Source organism: Paraferrimonas sedimenticola, assembly GCF_002282855.1.
Taxonomy (GTDB): domain Bacteria; phylum Pseudomonadota; class Gammaproteobacteria; order Enterobacterales; family Shewanellaceae; genus Paraferrimonas; species Paraferrimonas sedimenticola.
Window position 1 is genome coordinate 169,762 of the sequence record NZ_NRIR01000006.1, and the last position, 16,574, is coordinate 186,335.

General features: G+C 51.3%; 14 protein-coding genes and 9 tRNA genes. 11 read left to right on the forward strand and 12 right to left on the reverse strand.

The window, feature by feature from the left end:
* The first annotated feature begins 177 nt into the window (after positions 1–177).
* Entirely contained in the window at positions 178–438 is a 261-nt protein-coding gene (locus CLC93_RS11805; RefSeq protein WP_095506183.1) for a hypothetical protein, read from the forward strand.
* Between the two features lie 62 nt (positions 439–500).
* The gene (locus tag CLC93_RS11810; protein WP_095506184.1) at positions 501–725 is read left to right on the forward strand and encodes a hypothetical protein; all 225 of its coding nucleotides are present in this window, start codon (positions 501–503) and stop codon (positions 723–725) included.
* Here the strand turns inward: CLC93_RS11810 and CLC93_RS11815 are convergent.
* Together CLC93_RS11815 and CLC93_RS11820 are read right to left on the reverse strand one after the other, a co-directional pair.
* A complete protein-coding gene (locus CLC93_RS11815; protein WP_095506185.1) occupies positions 722–1,630 on the reverse strand; it encodes a class I SAM-dependent methyltransferase in 909 nt (302 codons plus the stop codon). The two genes, CLC93_RS11810 and CLC93_RS11815, sit on opposite strands and share 4 nt — an antisense overlap.
* Entirely contained in the window at positions 1,627–2,712 is a 1,086-nt protein-coding gene (locus CLC93_RS11820; protein WP_095506186.1) for an AI-2E family transporter, read from the reverse strand. The genes CLC93_RS11815 and CLC93_RS11820 overlap by 4 nt, the downstream gene beginning before the upstream one ends.
* A 91-nt stretch (positions 2,713–2,803) precedes the next feature.
* On the opposite strand from CLC93_RS11820, the gene folX reads away from it, so the two are divergent.
* A complete protein-coding gene (gene folX / locus CLC93_RS11825; protein WP_095506187.1) occupies positions 2,804–3,172 on the forward strand; it encodes a dihydroneopterin triphosphate 2'-epimerase in 369 nt (122 codons plus the stop codon).
* Positions 3,173–3,190: 18 nt separating this feature from the next.
* The gene (locus tag CLC93_RS11830; protein ID WP_095506188.1) at positions 3,191–4,114 is read left to right on the forward strand and encodes a TIGR01777 family oxidoreductase; all 924 of its coding nucleotides are present in this window, start codon (positions 3,191–3,193) and stop codon (positions 4,112–4,114) included.
* 1 nt (position 4,115) lies between these two features.
* Here the strand turns inward: CLC93_RS11830 and CLC93_RS11835 are convergent, their stop codons facing one another.
* Both CLC93_RS11835 and CLC93_RS11840 read right to left on the reverse strand, forming a co-directional pair.
* Positions 4,116–6,572 (reverse strand): ABC transporter permease, encoded by a 2,457-nt coding sequence (locus tag CLC93_RS11835; protein WP_095506189.1) that lies wholly within the window; start codon positions 6,570–6,572, stop codon positions 4,116–4,118.
* Complete coding sequence (locus CLC93_RS11840) at positions 6,573–7,283, reverse strand: ABC transporter ATP-binding protein (protein WP_095506190.1); 711 nt, start codon at positions 7,281–7,283, stop codon at positions 6,573–6,575.
* Between CLC93_RS11840 and CLC93_RS11845 the strand changes: the two genes are divergently transcribed.
* Complete coding sequence (locus CLC93_RS11845) at positions 7,270–7,872, forward strand: arylesterase (RefSeq protein WP_095506191.1); 603 nt, start codon at positions 7,270–7,272, stop codon at positions 7,870–7,872. The genes CLC93_RS11840 and CLC93_RS11845 overlap by 14 nt on opposite strands.
* A 63-nt stretch (positions 7,873–7,935) precedes the next feature.
* Here the strand turns inward: CLC93_RS11845 and CLC93_RS11850 are convergent.
* The 6 genes from CLC93_RS11850 to gltX form a co-directional block, all read right to left on the reverse strand.
* Positions 7,936–8,011, reverse strand: a tRNA-Ala gene (locus tag CLC93_RS11850).
* A 53-nt stretch (positions 8,012–8,064) separates the two neighbouring features.
* Positions 8,065–8,140, reverse strand: a tRNA-Glu gene (locus CLC93_RS11855).
* Positions 8,141–8,184: 44 nt separating this feature from the next.
* A tRNA-Glu gene (locus CLC93_RS11860) sits at positions 8,185–8,260 on the reverse strand.
* 44 nt (positions 8,261–8,304) lie between these two features.
* A tRNA-Glu gene (locus CLC93_RS11865) sits at positions 8,305–8,380 on the reverse strand.
* A 120-nt stretch (positions 8,381–8,500) separates the two neighbouring features.
* A tRNA-Ala gene (locus CLC93_RS11870) sits at positions 8,501–8,576 on the reverse strand.
* Between the two features lie 232 nt (positions 8,577–8,808).
* Entirely contained in the window at positions 8,809–10,218 is a 1,410-nt protein-coding gene (gene gltX / locus CLC93_RS11875; RefSeq protein ID WP_095506192.1) for a glutamate--tRNA ligase, read from the reverse strand.
* Positions 10,219–10,452: 234 nt separating this feature from the next.
* Here gltX and CLC93_RS11880 point away from each other — a divergent pair.
* The 5 genes from CLC93_RS11880 to CLC93_RS11900 all read left to right on the forward strand — a co-directional run bounded on the left by CLC93_RS11880 (position 10,453) and on the right by CLC93_RS11900 (position 11,156).
* Positions 10,453–10,528 (forward strand) — tRNA-Val (locus CLC93_RS11880).
* Between the two features lie 32 nt (positions 10,529–10,560).
* Positions 10,561–10,636: transfer RNA gene (locus CLC93_RS11885), tRNA-Val, on the forward strand.
* 32 nt (positions 10,637–10,668) lie between these two features.
* Positions 10,669–10,744, forward strand: a tRNA-Val gene (locus CLC93_RS11890).
* A 29-nt stretch (positions 10,745–10,773) separates the two neighbouring features.
* Positions 10,774–10,849 (forward strand) — tRNA-Val (locus CLC93_RS11895).
* Between the two features lie 76 nt (positions 10,850–10,925).
* Positions 10,926–11,156 (forward strand): hypothetical protein, encoded by a 231-nt coding sequence (locus CLC93_RS11900; protein ID WP_095506193.1) that lies wholly within the window; start codon positions 10,926–10,928, stop codon positions 11,154–11,156.
* Here CLC93_RS11900 and CLC93_RS11905 read toward each other — a convergent pair.
* Entirely contained in the window at positions 11,139–14,618 is a 3,480-nt protein-coding gene (locus CLC93_RS11905; protein ID WP_095506194.1) for an EAL domain-containing protein, read from the reverse strand. The genes CLC93_RS11900 and CLC93_RS11905 overlap by 18 nt on opposite strands.
* Before the next feature lie 143 nt (positions 14,619–14,761).
* Between CLC93_RS11905 and CLC93_RS11910 the strand changes: the two genes are divergently transcribed.
* Positions 14,762–15,958, forward strand: coding sequence for an MFS transporter (locus CLC93_RS11910; RefSeq protein ID WP_169902994.1), 1,197 nt, complete (start codon positions 14,762–14,764; stop codon positions 15,956–15,958).
* Here CLC93_RS11910 and maiA read toward each other — a convergent pair.
* A complete protein-coding gene (gene maiA, locus CLC93_RS11915) occupies positions 15,918–16,562 on the reverse strand; it encodes a maleylacetoacetate isomerase (protein WP_095506196.1) in 645 nt (214 codons plus the stop codon). The two genes, CLC93_RS11910 and maiA, sit on opposite strands and share 41 nt — an antisense overlap.
* Between the last annotated feature and the right edge of the window lie 12 nt (positions 16,563–16,574).

The window sequence follows — 16,574 nt, forward strand, 5'->3', positions numbered from 1 at the left end:
GTTTTTTGAAAGTTTTGACTAAAAAATAGACTAAAACTGTTTATGCAAAGCAAAACTCAATAACTTACGCATTAGATCTTGTAATACTTTCAGCAAAAACAACATCAATAGAGGTTAACCAAGAGCTAAAAAACTGAGTTATCCTTTTAAAGGTGTACAGCGAGCCGGAGCCCTAAAATGAACCCAGCGATACTCTCCTTGTTAATTCCATTAATTGCCATAGGCGGCGGCCTAATGTTGACCGCATATCGCAGCCATCTGAAACATCAGAAAGAATTGGCCATGCATTCTGCTGAAATTCAGGGAAAAGCGTCGGAGCGTCAAGTCAGCCAGATGGAACTAGAAATTGAGAAATTAAAACAAAGAGTTGCGACCTTAGAGGCGATAGTAACCGACAATACATACCAACTGAGAAAGGACATTAACGAGCTCTCATAGACTGGAAAATCTCGCTTGTGCCGACTTTACTTAATAGATCGGTGTCGATAAGCGAGGTATCCATGAACACTCTGGTAGAGTTCGAAGCAGACCAGTTAGCAATGCTACTCAAGCAAGGCGACCACATCGCAATTCGCATGTTTATGGAATCGATGAGTTTGCCGGTTGACGTCCAGGACAAGATCCTCGACGACGTTTCTCAACTGAGAACCTGTAATAGTGTCAACATCGGCAGCATTATAGAATCCCACGGCTACAGCACTATCTCAGAACGTATTCGCGGCTAGCGCTTGCGGTAACGCAACACTTTCAGAGAACGCTCTTCGTCGCTATCAGCGAATACTGCTGGGTTAGCCAATCGCTCCGCAAACACCAATTCTGGAGCAGCTTGCGCGACTTGCTCGCGCAAAAAGCCGCTATCGAGATTCGGCGCGTTCAAACACAACAACAACTCCCCTCGTTCCTCAAGCAGCTCTGGCAGCCTGCGCAGCAATCTTGGGTAATCTTTGCTGGCGATAAAGCTACCCTTTTGGTAACTGGGTGGATCCGCAACTATCAAGTCGTAGGGACCATGGCGTTTGAGCTTGCCAAAGCTTGAAAAAATGTCATGGGAGAAATAGCGCACGCCGGATTCAAAGCCGTTGAGCTGATGATTGCGCTTTCCAATGTTTAGCGCGCCTCGGCTCATATCCATATTGACCACGCTTTGAGCACCGCCAGCCATAGCCACGCAAGAAAAAGCACAGGTATAAGCAAACAGATTGAGCACTTTAGCCCCGTTGGCGTGATTTTGAACCCAGTTGCGCCCATTCGCCATGTCCAAAAACAGTCCGTGATTCTGGCCGCGCATCAGGTGGATTAGGTAGCGACACTGACCTTCTTGAACGATATGGGGCTCGGGTACCTCGCCCGCTAACAACTGAGTCTGTTGATGGCCTTTGGCGCGGCATTGATACACCAAATTAAAGCTTTGCATCAATGGATGTTGTTGCACCGCAGCCTCTATTGCGCGATGCCAGTCTGCTAACAGGTCATCTTCGATGACATCAAAACTGGTGAGTAGCAAAACATCCGGAAACCAGTCCAAACAAATGTGATTTAGTCCGCTAAAACGCCCACCACGGCCGTGAAACAAGCGCTGTACTTGGTCGATTTGAGTTAGCGACTCAAGGCTATCAATTACTGGCTTCATGACTCGTTCTGCGCTTGCTGTTCTGCTTCCGCTTGCTCGATTTGCTTATCCAAATCCGCATCTCCGCCCATAATGACCGACAACCAACGACCACTAGACGAGGATTCCATCGCGATTTTCACCACCATTGTTAGCGGCACGGATAGCAACATGCCGGTAGAGCCCAACAACCAGCCCCAAAACAACAAAGATAAAAACACCACTAGGGTTGAGAGCCCAAGTCCCTTCCCCATAAACCTTGGCTCGATGGCGTTACCCATGACAGTGTTGGTTCCCAAATACAGTAGCGCGGTTGCACCAGCAGCTGCAGGCCCGAGTTGAACCAAGGCTAATATCACCGCAGGTACCGCGGCAATGATACTGCCAATATTGGGAATGTAATTGAATAAGAAAGCTACGACCGCCCACAGCAGCGCGTAGTCAACGCCAATTAGCGTCAAACCTAAACCGACCACAGCACCTGTGGCCAGGCTGATTAGCGTCTTTATCACCATGTAGCGATTAATGGACTCAAGCACTTCGTCGATTTGCTTGATGCGCATGGTGGGGTCGTCCATCGCCAAATGGACCTTCTTACCCAGACTTGGCGCTTCAAATAGCATGAAGACCACGGTTAAGATGATCAAAAACAGATTGGTCATCACACCGCCCACGCCGGAGAGCATATTGGTAGCCAGCGACATGGCTTTACCCGGGTCAAAATACGCCAGAATTTGCTCGCGCCCCAAGGACACATTGTTGTGTGCAAGCCACTCAAACACCCAACCAAGTTGGGCCAGTAGCTTGGCGCGATACACAGGCAGTTGTTGAGTAAACTCGTTGATCGAAGAGCCCACAAGGCCTGCAAGCCAAAGCCCCATGAGCACGATGAAGGCCACTATCACAAGCACAGCTAGGACTTTGGGTACCCCTTTGTCGGTCATGCGACGAATCAATGGGTAACAGATAATGGCGATAAACGCCGATAGGATAAACGGCACCAATACCGCGCTGGCGGCTTTGATTCCGGCCATGATGACCACTAGGAAGGCCATGATAGCTAGGCTGCGAAACATCACGCTTTCTTTAGCGACTTTTAGCATGGTGTTGATTTTTCCGAAATAATTAGTCCAAAACCGGCGGGGGCTCGTATACACTGGTTATCATAAGTGCAAATAACTCAAAAGCAAAAGCATGCAACCAGACAAAGCCATTATTCGAATAAAAAACCTGCGCTTGCGCACCTACATAGGTATCAATCCCGACGAGGTGAAGAACAAGCAGGATGTGGTCATTAACGTCGTGATTGAGTATTGCGATGATAAGGCGCGCCAAAGCGACAACATGGACGATGCTTTGAATTATCGCACCATCACCAAACGCATTATCCCTTTAGTAGAAGACAATCGCTTCTTCTTGCTCGAAAAGCTAACTCAAGACGTGTTAGACATTGCGAGCGAGCACCCTTGGGTTGAGCGAGCCAGTGTTGAGATCGACAAACCGCACGCGCTGCGCTTTGCCGACTCAGTTTCACTACAATTAAGTTTTGAGCGAGACGTTTAATATCGCAAGAGAGGTCTAATGAATCTTCTTGTCAGTGGCGCCACCGGGTTTCTTGGCAGTGCGCTGGTTAGCAAGTTACTCAATCTCGGGCACAAGGTTACCGTGCTCAGCCGCGACCTCAACAAAGCCGAAGCCGTATTGGGCAAAGGCCCCGTCTACCTTCAAGACGTGACCCAATTGCAAAATCTCGACGACTACCACGCGGTAATCAACCTTGCCGGCGAGCCCATCATCGACAAGCCTTGGACCTCAGCCCAGCAACAAAAAATTTGCCACAGTCGCTGGCACATAACAGAAAAGCTCGCCGAGCTTATCAACAAGAGCAACAACCCACCGGAGTGCTTCATCTCTGGCAGTGCCATTGGCTTTTACGGGCCAAGCGACGAAGAACGCCTTACCGAAACCAGCCCAGGCGGAAGCGACTTTGGCCATCAGGTGTGTATTGGTTGGGAGACTCGCGCCAATGCAGCCGCCAGTGATGCGACAAGAGTGTGTATCGTGCGTACCGGTTTGGTGCTTGGCAGCGATGGCGGGTTACTTGCGCGCATGCTGATGCCATTCAAACTTGGCGTGGGCGGCCGTTTGGGCTCGGGTAACCAAGGCATGAGTTGGATTCACCTAGACGACTACGTGGACTTGCTGTTGTTTTTACTAAACGAACCCCAAGCCCAAGGCGTATTTAACGCGGTAGCGCCAAACCCTGAATCCAATCAAAGCTTTAGCCGGACTTTGGCGGGCGTGCTCAAGCGACCGAGTATTTTCGGTTTGCCAAGCTGGTTGCTCAAGCTGGTGTTTGGCAAGCGTGCTACCCTGCTACTTGACGGTCAGTTCGTATTGCCTACGGCTGCACTGAACTTGGGATTTGCATTTCGCTACCCAGAGTTAAAGGGCGCCTTAGAGCAGCTATTGCTGCCGGCGCCCAAATCCGAACTCGATGACTGACTTAACTGGCTCGAAGTAGCCCTGCACACTGTTGAGACAGTAAGTGACGGGTGCGCCACCACCCCAGACTGGCCACCACCACCGCGCCGAGTACTGGCGCTATCAGCCACCAATCCCAATGCATTTGCACAGCCAATTCAAACACCTGAGTTTTTAACAACCAAAGCGCCGCTTCCGCGACAATCACCGCCAGCAAGCCCGCCAACGCCCCTAATAGGCCAAACTCCAGTGCCGTTGCCCAACGCAGTAAACTGCCACTGGCGCCTAAGGTGCGCAACACCGCCAGCTCACGCGTCCTCTGCGCCATACCCGCTTCGGTCTGCGCCAGCATAACTAAGGTCGATGCGGCCACAACCATTGCCAGTACGAGGCTCAAACTCAATGCCACTTGATCCACAATCTGGCGCATTTGCGCAACCATAGCGCCAACATCAATGATGGACACTGTGGGGTAATCGCGGATCAATTGCAGCAGCAGCGGCTCTTGCTCTGGGGTTAGGTGAAACGAACCGATGAACGTAGCGGAGAAGGACTCCAGCGCTTGCGGCGCAAAAATTACAAAGAAGTTGGGCTGCAAGCTCTCCCATTGCAAAGTGCGCAGGCTGGTCACCGTCACCTGAACCGGGCGTCCATCCATTTGAAAGGTCAGAACGTCTCCTAGTTCAATGCCCATACGCTGAGCAAAGTCTTGTTCAAGGGATACGGAATCTGGCGTAGGTTGCCACTCGCCCGCCACGATTTCGTTGTTCTCGGGCAAGTCGGCTAAGTAAGTCAGATTTAGCTCCCGTCCGACTCCGCGCCGTCCTTCGCGAGGTTGCTCCTCATCGCGAGAACGCGCCACCAGCTCATCAGTATTGATTTGACTGAGACGGCCACGGATCACCGGGTACAAATGGGTACGCTCAATGTTTTGGCTATCGAGTAAATTGCCAATGGGCTCCACCTCATCTGGCGCGACGTTGACTAAGAAATAGTTCGGCGTACCCTCGGGCAGTTGCGCCTGCCAGTCCGACAGCAGGTCTTGGCGAAGTGCTAAAATGGTCAGCAGAAGCACCAAGGCGGTACTGAATCCAACTAGGTGTACTGAGTTTTGGCGGCCTCGACGACGCAAAGACGCCATTGCCAGTTGCAGTGGATTGGCTAGGCTCAGCCCAATGCTGTGCCCTAAGCGAATGAAACCGAGACCAACGATAAGCAGCAAGGCTCCTAACAGCAAAGCGCAAGCCACCACAATCAGAGTGAGCTTAAGATCTTGGCTGTACAAGTAACCCAAAGTGGCCATCGCCAATAAGCTCAGCAAGCCGTTTAGCCAAGCACTCCAGCTAACCCCCTGCAACTGTCGTTGTATCACTCGCAGTGGCGGGATGGCCAATAAGCGTAGTATCGGGTAGGCGGAGAACATGAAGGCGCTAAAGAAGCCGGTGACGACACCTAAGAGTATTGGTCGCGTCAGTGCTGGAGCGCTAGAAGCCAGCTCAGGTGGCAGCCACCTGGCCACCATCATATCCAACGCCATGCCCAAGGCTAGACCCAGCACCACGCCAAGCGCCGTTACTAATCCCAAATGAGACACAAATATGGTTTGAATCTGCCCTTTGGAAGCGCCGAAAGTTTTAAGCATTGCGACCACGTCAAAGTGACGTTGGCAATAGCGATTAGCAGCGATCCCAATCGCCGCACAAGCCAGTGCAATCCCCAACAGACTGGCTAGCAGTAAAAATCGCTCGGCGCGGCGGATCGATGAGGCGATTGGCGATTCTCCACTGCGAACGTCCTGCCAACGTTGCACGTCGCTAAGCAAAGGCTTGATAAAATCGTCAAACGCGCTGAGCGCATCGTCACTGCCGGTGAATTGGGTACGGTAGTTAACTCGACTACCAGGCTGCAATATGCCCGTCTTGTCTACCGCTTCCTTGCGCATTAACACCACGGGTGATGCGTTAAACAGACTAAAGCCACCGTCCGGCAATTGCACAATTTGATTGTCGATGGTGAATTGGCTCAGCCCCAGCTCTAGCGCCTGCGGTCGCCCTAAAATCGCACTGACTCGGCCCTCGACCCAAACCTGGTCCACATCAGGCAGACTCTGCTCACTGGCTTTGTCCAACTGAATGCTGCCTTTTAGCGGGTAACCAGGTTCGACGGCGCGCACAGACACTAACAGCATCTCATCGCCGGCAAACACCACGGAATTAAAACGAATGCTCTGGGTGTAGTTCAAGCCCAGCTCTCGCGCTTTGACCAGCCAGTCATCAGGGATGGGTTTCGATGCTGAGAATATGCGGTCAGCGGCGATAAACTGTGAGGCTTGCTCGCCAATGGCCGCTTGCAGTCGCTCAGACACTCTAGATAAGCCACTAACCGACATCACGGCTAATGTGATGGCGAGCAAAATCAGTATCAGCTGGCCTTGAACCAGCTCGCGTTTGAACAAACGCCAAGCAATTTGAAAATCCATTTAGCCAGTTTCCCCTACTACCAGATTAATTGGCGCGGAGCTTACTTCGTGCAGCTGCCCTTCGACCATGCGTACTTGGCGCTCACAGCGGGCCGCGAGCTTTTGGTCATGGGTGACCAGTATCAAGGTGGTTTGTTGGTCTTGATTGAGCTCGAACAAGAGGTCGGCGACCTTGTCGCCATTCGCCGGGTCTAGGTTGCCGGTAGGCTCATCCGCAAATAACACTTTAGGCTGGCTAATGAAGGCACGGGCCAAAGCCACTCGCTGCTGTTCGCCACCTGATAGCTGATTCGGAAGGTGGTGCAATCGGTGCGACAACCCCACTCGCTCGAGCCATTGCTCGGCGCGCTGCTTGACGCCTTGCACGCCTGCTAGTTCTGCTGGCAGCATCACGTTCTCAAGCGCGGTAAGGGTATCCACCAGCATGAATGACTGGAACACAAAGCTGGTGCTGCGCTTGCGCAAAGCGGCCTTTTGCTCTTCATCAAGCTGGGCCAAATTAACGCCGTCAATGCTGACCTCGCCTTCACTTGGCGTGTCCAACGCAGCGATGATCCCAAGCAATGTCGACTTACCCGAGCCAGAAGGCCCGACGATAGCCAGCGACTCACCCGGCTTGACATCCAAGTCGATGCCCTTGAGTATTTTTAAAGGCCCCTCTTGGGTTTCAACTTGTTTGGTTAGCTGAGATACCTTAATGACACTATTCATATCGCTTCGCCGCTTCCTTTTTTGCTTGTGTTTGTTGTTACCCACGTCAATGGCTCAAAGTGCCACAGTATTGGTGTTGGGCGACAGTTTGAGTGCCGCCTATGGCATGACCGAAGACCAAGGTTGGGTGCATATACTTAGCCAAACGTTGCCTCAGCACGAGTGGATCAATGCCTCCGCCAGCGGCGAGACCAGTGGCGGCGGATTGAGACGTTTACCCAACATTCTCGATCATCATAACCCAGATGTGGTGTTTATCGAATTGGGGGGCAATGACGGGTTGCGCGGCTTCCCGATCAAAAAGTTGAAGGCGAATCTGGAACAAATGATCCAGCTCAGTCAGCAAAGTGGCGCACAAGTCATGCTCAGCGAAGTCATGATCCCGGGTAACTACGGCCCTAGATATACATCGCAATTTACCAATGTATATCAAGAGCTTGCGGAAGACTATTCGATTACCTTGGTCCCTTTCTTCATGCGAGATATCGCCATAGACCCGAATTTAATGCTGCCCGATGGAATTCACCCCAACCCCGATGCACAACCGAAAATTGCAGAGTTTTTAAGACCTTGGTTCGAATCAATTTGAAACAATTTACGAATGAGCACAAACAAAAACGCCGCAACTTATGTTGCGGCGTTTCTGATTAAGTGGTGGAGCTACGCGGGATCGAACCGCGGACCTCTTGCATGCCATGCAAGCGCTCTCCCAGCTGAGCTATAGCCCCACTTAAACTGGTCGATTTTTCTATCTTTGGAACTTTCGTTCCAAAAAAAAGAATGGCGTCCCCTAGGGGATTCGAACCCCTGTTACCGCCGTGAAAGGGCGGTGTCCTAGGCCTCTAGACGAAGGGGACCCAGATTTATCATCGTTTAAACTCGGATGATACGAGTGAATAAGTGGCGTCCCCTAGGGGATTCGAACCCCTGTTACCGCCGTGAAAGGGCGGTGTCCTAGGCCTCTAGACGAAGGGGACCCGGACTTATCATCGTTTAAACTCGGATGATGCGAGTGAATAAGTGGCGTCCCCTAGGGGATTCGAACCCCTGTTACCGCCGTGAAAGGGCGGTGTCCTAGGCCTCTAGACGAAGGGGACGCAAAATTTTGTCCAGCAAAGCACTGCTTTGCTAATTTTGCGTAAAGATGAGCATTTACTGGTTAAGGCGAATGGCCTTATTGAAAAACTCTCTTTAACCTGGACTTTTCAAACTAAAGTTGGTGGAGCTACGCGGGATCGAACCGCGGACCTCTTGCATGCCATGCAAGCGCTCTCCCAGCTGAGCTATAGCCCCACAATAACTGGTCGATTTTATCTACCTTTGGACAATTCGTCCATGAAGCCATATTCCAGCTCGACATCGTGTCTCGCGCTCGGTGCTACCTATTGTCGCACCTCGCCCAGCTGAGCTACAGCCCAAACTTTAGCAGAGTGACTCGCAGTTCCCACTAGCGACTTAGTTGCTGTGTTCCCCTTGAGTGCGAGGCGCATTCTAAGCAGCCAGTGAAAACGAGTCAACCCATTTTTTACGAATTTTCTCTGGCTGCTATAAATTCAACCGCCTTGCCGATTCTTTCAACAGAACGGGCCTTTCCAACTAGATTTATGGTGATGTCCAAGGATGGCGACTGCCCTGCCCCGGTCACGGCTACACGCAGTGGCATACCCACTTTGCCCATACCCACTTCCAGCTCAGCAGCTGTGTCTTGAATACACTGGTGAATCGCTTCAGGATTCCAGTCTTCAAGCTGCTCTAATTTCTGCAACACTAGCTCTAAAGGCGCCTTGGCCACTGGGCGCAAATGCTTCTTAGCGGCGGTCGCATCGAACTCACTAAAATCTTCATAGAAGTAGCGGCTCGACTCGGCCAACTCTTTGAGAGTTTTAGCGCGCTCAGACAATGCGGTGACGATTTCCGGCAAAGCTGGTCCATTGCTGGTATCAATGTTCTGATCGCTCATGTGCCACTCAAGGTGCTTGGCAACATACTCAGGATCCAAACTCTTAATATAGTGTTGGTTCAACCAAACCAGCTTCTCGGTATTAAATGCCGACGCCGCTTTATTAATGGCATCTAGGCTAAATAAGTTGGTCATCTCCTCTACCGAGAAGATTTCTTGGTCGCCGTGAGACCATCCCAAACGCACCAGATAGTTCAACAGTGCTTCTGGTAAATAGCCGTCGTCGCGATACTGCATCACACTCACCGCACCGTGACGCTTAGACAGCTTGGCACCATCGTCACCCAGAATCATAGAAACGTGGGCGTATTCAGGCACAGGCGCGCCCAGCGCTTTCAGAATATTGATTTGGCGAGGGGTGTTATTAATGTGGTCTTCACCACGAACTACATGAGTAATACCCATATCCCAGTCATCGACTACTACACAGAAGTTGTAAGTAGGCGAACCATCGGAACGCAAGATGATTAAGTCGTCTAGTTCGCTGTTGGCCACTTCGATACGACCGCGAACGTGATCGTCAAAAATCACCGAACCGGTTTGCGGATTGCGAAAGCGAATGACATAAGGTTGGTCGTCAGGCTGGTCAAGTCGGTCACGACACTTACCGTCGTATCGCGGCTTCTCGCCATTGGCCATTTGGGTTTCGCGCAGCTCGTCTAGGCGCTCGCGAGAACAATAGCAGCGGTATGCCTTGTCTTGATCGATAAGATCTTGAATAAGGGCTTTATAGCGGTCAAAACGCTCGGTTTGGTAATAAGGACCTTCGCTCCAATTCAGGCCTAGCCACTGCATGCCCTCTAAAATGGCATCAATCGCTTCTTGAGTGGAGCGTTCCAAATCCGTGTCTTCGATTCGCAGTACAAACTCACCCTGGTTGGCTTGGGCATACAGCCAGGAATACAACGCAGTGCGAGCACCGCCAACGTGAAGAAAGCCGGTTGGGCTTGGGGCGAACCGTGTTTTGATGGTCATTTGATTTGGTCTACCTATGAATGGATCAGTATTAGCTAGGCAATTTGCTTGCCAATTTCAGCGGCTTAGTTTAGCAGTGCTCAAGCCAAAATACAGCAGCAGAACGCCATTGCGCCGACTCTGTCGCAAATTTAGTCAGCGCGCAAAAACTCGGCAATCGATTCATGCAGGCCGAAAAAGGGTTTGACTCTTTTTCTGACCCACCTATAATACGCCCCGCAATGACGACAACGAGGGCGATTAGCTCAGTTGGGAGAGCACCTCCCTTACAAGGAGGGGGTCACTGGTTCGAGCCCGGTATCGCCCACCACTCGTTTTGTTATTGCAGACTAAGCACCAAGTGGGCGATTAGCTCAGTTGGGAGAGCACCTCCCTTACAAGGAGGGGGTCACTGGTTCGAGCCCGGTATCGCCCACCACTCGTTTTGTTATTGCAGACTAAGCACCAAGTGGGCGATTAGCTCAGTTGGGAGAGCACCTCCCTTACAAGGAGGGGGTCACTGGTTCGAGCCCGGTATCGCCCACCACGCTGCTGCTGTTTTCTCCCCTAAAGGATGGGCGATTAGCTCAGTTGGGAGAGCACCTCCCTTACAAGGAGGGGGTCACTGGTTCGAGCCCGGTATCGCCCACCATCCTTTCGCCTTTCTGGCAATTTTCTCTAGCTTAGCTAAATTCAAATGACCATCGATTGGTATTGAAGGATTTGCTATGCCACACATTAGTCAATCGGCCTCTCTTAAAAGCATCACTAAGTACTTGAAATTGGCCCATGGCCTCACTGAAGTCGAAGCACAGAGTCAAGCTAAAGAAGTTTGGAACAACCTAGTCGACATGCGCAGCAAGGGCTACATCGAGGGCTGGTATTTCGATGAACACGGCCACCTTGAGCTGGAGCCTAGCTCAGAAGTCTTACAACAAATACTAGGTCGCGTTCGCTAATTGCCGCGACTCGACACACAAAACTTCAATCGCCTGCTCTGGTGGCAGTGGCTTGGCGATGTAGTAGCCTTGCACCAGGTGGCAGCCAATACGCGCCAGCAAATCCAATTGCTGCTCTGTCTCAACCCCCTCGGCGACCACGGCCAACCCCAAGCTGTTGGCCATCGCAATTGCTGCGGTAACCAACTGATAGTCTTTAGTATTTGGTTGCAGATCGACGATGAATGTTCGGTCAATCTTGACCACATCAAAGGGGAATCTACGCAAATAGCTCAGTGATGAGTACCCCGTACCAAAGTCGTCCATTGCCAAACTCACACCGAGTTGATTCAAACCGCGAATCCCCTCTTCGACATCAGCGTGCCCAGATAGGAATACCCCTTCGGTGATTTCGAGTTCTAGCAATTCGCTGGAGACCTGATGTTGTTTTAAGGTTCGGCCGATAAAGTCGACCAAACCAAGATCTCTAAACTGGCTGGGAGACAAGTTCACGGCCAACTTTAACCAAATACCGGTTTGGTCGTACCATTTGGCGATTTGAGCAACACCCTGCTCAATGACAAAACGGCCAATGGCATCAATCTCGCCGCATTGCTCAGCGATTGGTATAAATTCTGCTGGCGAAACCCAGTTGCCGTCGCTCTGCTGCCAGCGCAACAAAGCCTCAAAACCCACCACCTGATCTGAGTTGAGGCAATACTTAGGTTGATAGAATACCGACAACTCGTCGTGCTCAAGCGCGTATCTTAGCTGTTCTTCCAACTCCACTTGGCGTTGCAAAGAGGCACGCATTTCGTGGGAGAACAAGCGATAATTATTTCTGCCATTGGCTTTAGCTTGATACATGGCCACATCGGCGTCGCGCATCAACTCGGCTTCGCCACAGCCTGCAGAATTGGCCACTGCCACTCCGATTGACACGGTAATATTAAGCTGACGGTCACCTGAGCGAATGGGTGCTGCGATCTCGCTGAGCAAGTCCTCCATTAAGGCTTCAAATGCTTTGCGACTTTTGTTCGGAGTAAGATTGGAAAGAATCAAGAACTCATCTCCCCCCAAACGGCCAATGCTTCCAAACTCCCCTACCACTTGACGAATTCGCCCGCCCACCTCGACTAACACTTGGTCACCGACATCGTGGCCCAGAAAATCGTTGATGCGTTTAAAGTGGTCAATATCCACAAAGATGACACTGAATTGCTCAAAGGGTTGCTGTTGACGTCGTTTAGCCATCAACTCCAACACCTGAAAGCGATTAGGCAGGCCGGTCAAGGCATCGAACATCGCCTGAAACGCAATTCTCTGCTGGGCTTGGCGCTGCTCTGTGATATCTAACACCACTGCAAACGACAAAATCTTGCCATCCACTTCGATCGGAGTTGAGTAAATATCCACATCACGCAAACGCCCGTCGGCCAGTTGATGCTTGTAATCCGAAATTTTTTGAAAGCCACGCTTGCTATTCGATTCCGCTAGGGCGACCTGTTTGGGATCGCTTTTATTGATATCAAATACCGACATGCCGATTAGGGTTTTTAACGGGTAACCGTAATACGCAGAAGCCGCCTCATTGGCACTCACGATTTGACGAGAATTAGGGTCAATCACCAACATAACCATGGCATTACTTTCAAAGAAACGTCTAAAACGCGCCTCCGATTGCTGCAGCTCTTCGGTACGCTCGCTTACCATTTGTTCGAGTTGGCCCTGATGCTTCTCTAACGCTTCTGCCAAGTGTCGCTTTTGCTTTAATAGCCTGGACATACGGCGATTGCGGTACCCTAATATAGCCAGTAGTACTGCGGATATTAATGCGACTTTTAGCATCACCCCAAAGTCGAGTTCACCGGTGTTCGACGGAACTAACCACTCTCGCTGAATCTTTTGCTTCTCTGACAGTTTGAGTTGTTTTTCAGCCTGCCCCAGGGCTTCAATCAAAGGTTGCCAATGAGGATCACTCATCAAGGCAAAGACTTGCACATGGGAAGTGTCTCCCATCACTTGGACGCTGGTTAAACCATTGTTTTGTAGGTAGTCGCTGGCGGGTAATAAGCTGGCGACAACACCGCTGACGTGACCGCCGAGCAATCTTGAGAAAGCATGCTGCAACGAGTTCGAATGGCTAAATCGAACCAAAGGGTAACTCTCTACTAACTGGTTAAACACTTGCAACGGTGCCACCACGGCTACCGACTCGTGCTTCAACTCGGAGAGGTCATAAATGTAGCGATGTAATCCCTGCCCATAGAGTTTGTAGGGCGAGTTGAACAATTCGTTTTTGACCGCCAAATCAGTCACAGCGGCGGTATCAGCGAGCACCAGTTCGGCGTGCCCGGCCGCTATAAACTCGCTAGCACTTTGCAACCCACTGTCTTCTAGCCAATGAATGTGGAGCCCCATCTGCGAGCCCAAGTAATCAACCCAATCAATCGCCATTCCGGCCAGATAGTCGTCCTGAGCGACAAAGCTCACTGGGGGCAGTTCGGCCGGTGCTACCACACGGATGGAACCCAGTTGCTTGATGTAGTCTTGGGTATCTTTGTCGTACCATTGTGTGTTGGCCTGAGCATTGCCCAGATTGGAGATGGGCGGCATCCAGTGGCGGCGTAAGCGCTGTTTGGTGTTTTGGGAGAGCGCCAGCATGGCTTTGTCGAGAATTCCTAACAGCAACTGGTTGCCGGCTTTGCTGTAATAGGTGTCCCCGGTCAATTGCGAGTCTTGTAAGCTCTCCACCAAGGTTAGATTATTGATGCCGCGATATTCAGCGTAATAGGAGGCTACCGGCAAGCTGGTAACCATGATATCGGCAACGCCACTGGATAAGTGAATCAGCCCACTCAAAGTGTCTTTTACACCAAAAAAATCCACTTTGGGGTATTTGCCCAAGACAATATTTCTGTCGGTCTCCCAGCCGTCCACCGACACTAAGGTGCCACCTTCTCGCTCAAGTTTCGCAACGTCCACCGCTTGCGTTTTGCGTCCCAGCAAAACAAGGGTTTGCGGGTAATAGGTTTGCTGGCCAAAATCGAACGTTTGCTTTAGTAGGTCCGACTCTACGTGAGTCGTGCCCAAGTCAGCCACCCCCTGCTCGACCAAACTGACTGCCTGGTCAAAATGTTTCACCTCAAGCACCTCAAAAGGCACTTCTAACAGGGCGGAAAACAGGCGCATATAGTCTGCCACTAGGCCTTGATAACGACCGTTAGCGTCCAAGTATTCAAACGGAGGGTAATCTGGATCTGGCGCGAGGGTTAAGCGAGGTAATTGCGCCAATAACTGACGCTCGGCCGGGGTGAGACTTTGGCGAAAAGCGTTAGCTTCCGCTTGTGTCGGGCGCGCCGACAAGCTGGTTGCCAAGGATTTAGCAGGTGGCTGCTGTGCTTGTACACTGAATCCTAGTAAGCCCAGCCAAGACAACAAAATCAGCCAGATAAAATCCTTCGTAACGCTTATTCGGTGCACTCAAAATTCCATGTTACCGACCCGAAAACACTGGCACTATAGAGCCTGAAAAATTGAACCTCAAGTAAAAACCAAGTTGCACGGCTGTTTATTTGATGTGGATCCCCTCTATACTGGGACACCGAATTCAGCGCCTTACTACAATGCAATCCAAACCAAGTACTCAACTCGCCGTTACCCTACTAATCACCTTGATTAGCGTTTCTGGTATCGCCCTGCCTTACCCGATTTTGGCGCCCTTATTTCACCAAGGAGAATCGCCGTTAACTCAATTTGGCGGACTCCCCAGCGAACTCCTGTTTGGCATAGCGCTAGGGATTTACCCGCTGGGAATTTTGATTGGTGGCAGTTTTATCGGCGCCTTATCTGATACATGTGGCCGTCGACGTCTGTTAGGCATCACTTTGCTGGGCAGTGGTATGGGCTATGGGGTTAGCGCCTGGGCCTGCTTGCAAGGGGACTTTCTGCTGTTCTGCTCAGCGCGCCTGTTTACCGGGGTTTGCGAGGGCAATTTGTCGATTGCCAGAGCCATCGCCTCTGACTTACACCCACACGTAGACAGAGCCAAAAGCTTCAGTTATCTAAGTGCGACCAACTACGCGGGTTATCTGATTGGCCCTTTGCTAGGCGGTTACTTAGTCCTTTATGGGATTGAAGTGGTGTTTGTTCTCGCCGCAATCGCCTGTTGGCTGTGCGCACTGCTGTGCTATTTGTTGCTGCCTAAAGACAAACCCGCGTTGATAAAACACTCTCGCTCTAGCCTCACTTTATTGAAAGAAGGGCCTATTGCTTCATTTTTTGTGTTGTATCTCGCCCTAACCACTGGGGTTTGCATTTACTACGAATTCTATCCCTTGTGGCTTGTGGTCAAACTCGATTACACCTCAGTGGATATCAGCTGGGCAACGGTCTGGCTGACCCTGGTCATGATTGCCTGCGCTTTGTGGCTATCCCCACGCTTGCCGCGCTGGTATTCCTCCGCCCAAAGTAGTTTGTTGGGTATGGTGGGGCTTGGACTGGCGCTATTGGCCAACTACATAGCGCCCGCAGACACCTATTGGCTTTGGTTTGCGTTAATTGGCGCGAGCATCGCCATTTACAACACTCACCTGCCCTTGTACATGGCACAAACCTACCCGGACAAAGGCCAAGGCGCCTTGATGGGATTGATGACCACCACCTTTTGTTTGGGCAACATAGTGGCCGCGGCCATAGGTACTGCCGCCACCCTGATTGGCGTTGAGTTAGCGATTGCTAGCGCCAGTGCCATGGCGCTGCTCGCTGCGGGCCTATTTGTGCTTAGGAGCCGGCGTCTGGCTGCTGCTCCGGTTGCGCCATAGCAAACGCCGACAATTCACAACAGTGGCCGTCGATTCGCTGTATGTGCTTGAACTCGGATAAATCAATATCAAAGCGGCGGGCGTTGTACACTTGAGGCACCAGGCAAATGTCCGCCATCGACACCTCATCACCAAAACAGTAATCACCGGCGTTATGCTCTAGCAAGGCTTCAAAGGCTCTAAAGCCGGTGAGCATCCAATGGCGATACCAGTCCTTCTTCTGCTGGTCATCAAAGCCCATTTTCGCAAGCATCTGCAATACTCGCAGATTGTTTAGCGGGTGCAAATCGCTGGCAATGGTTTGCACCATCGAGCGTACTACAGCGCGCTCTTTTGGATGGTAAGGCAATATGGTTGGGGTAGGATGAGTGTCCTGTAGGTACTCTAGTATCGCAATTGACTGAGTTAAGACCAAGCCGTCGCTTTCGGTGTAGGTGGGTACTAACTCCGAGGCATTAAGCGCTTGATACTCAGCCGTGTGTTGCTCGCCGCCATCGCGCACCAAATGCACAGGTACATGCTCTGCATCCAATCCCTTGTAGTTCAGCGCAATGCGCACTCGATATGCGGCGCTAGAGCGCCAATACCCATAAAGCTTGTTCATAGTGCCTCCTTT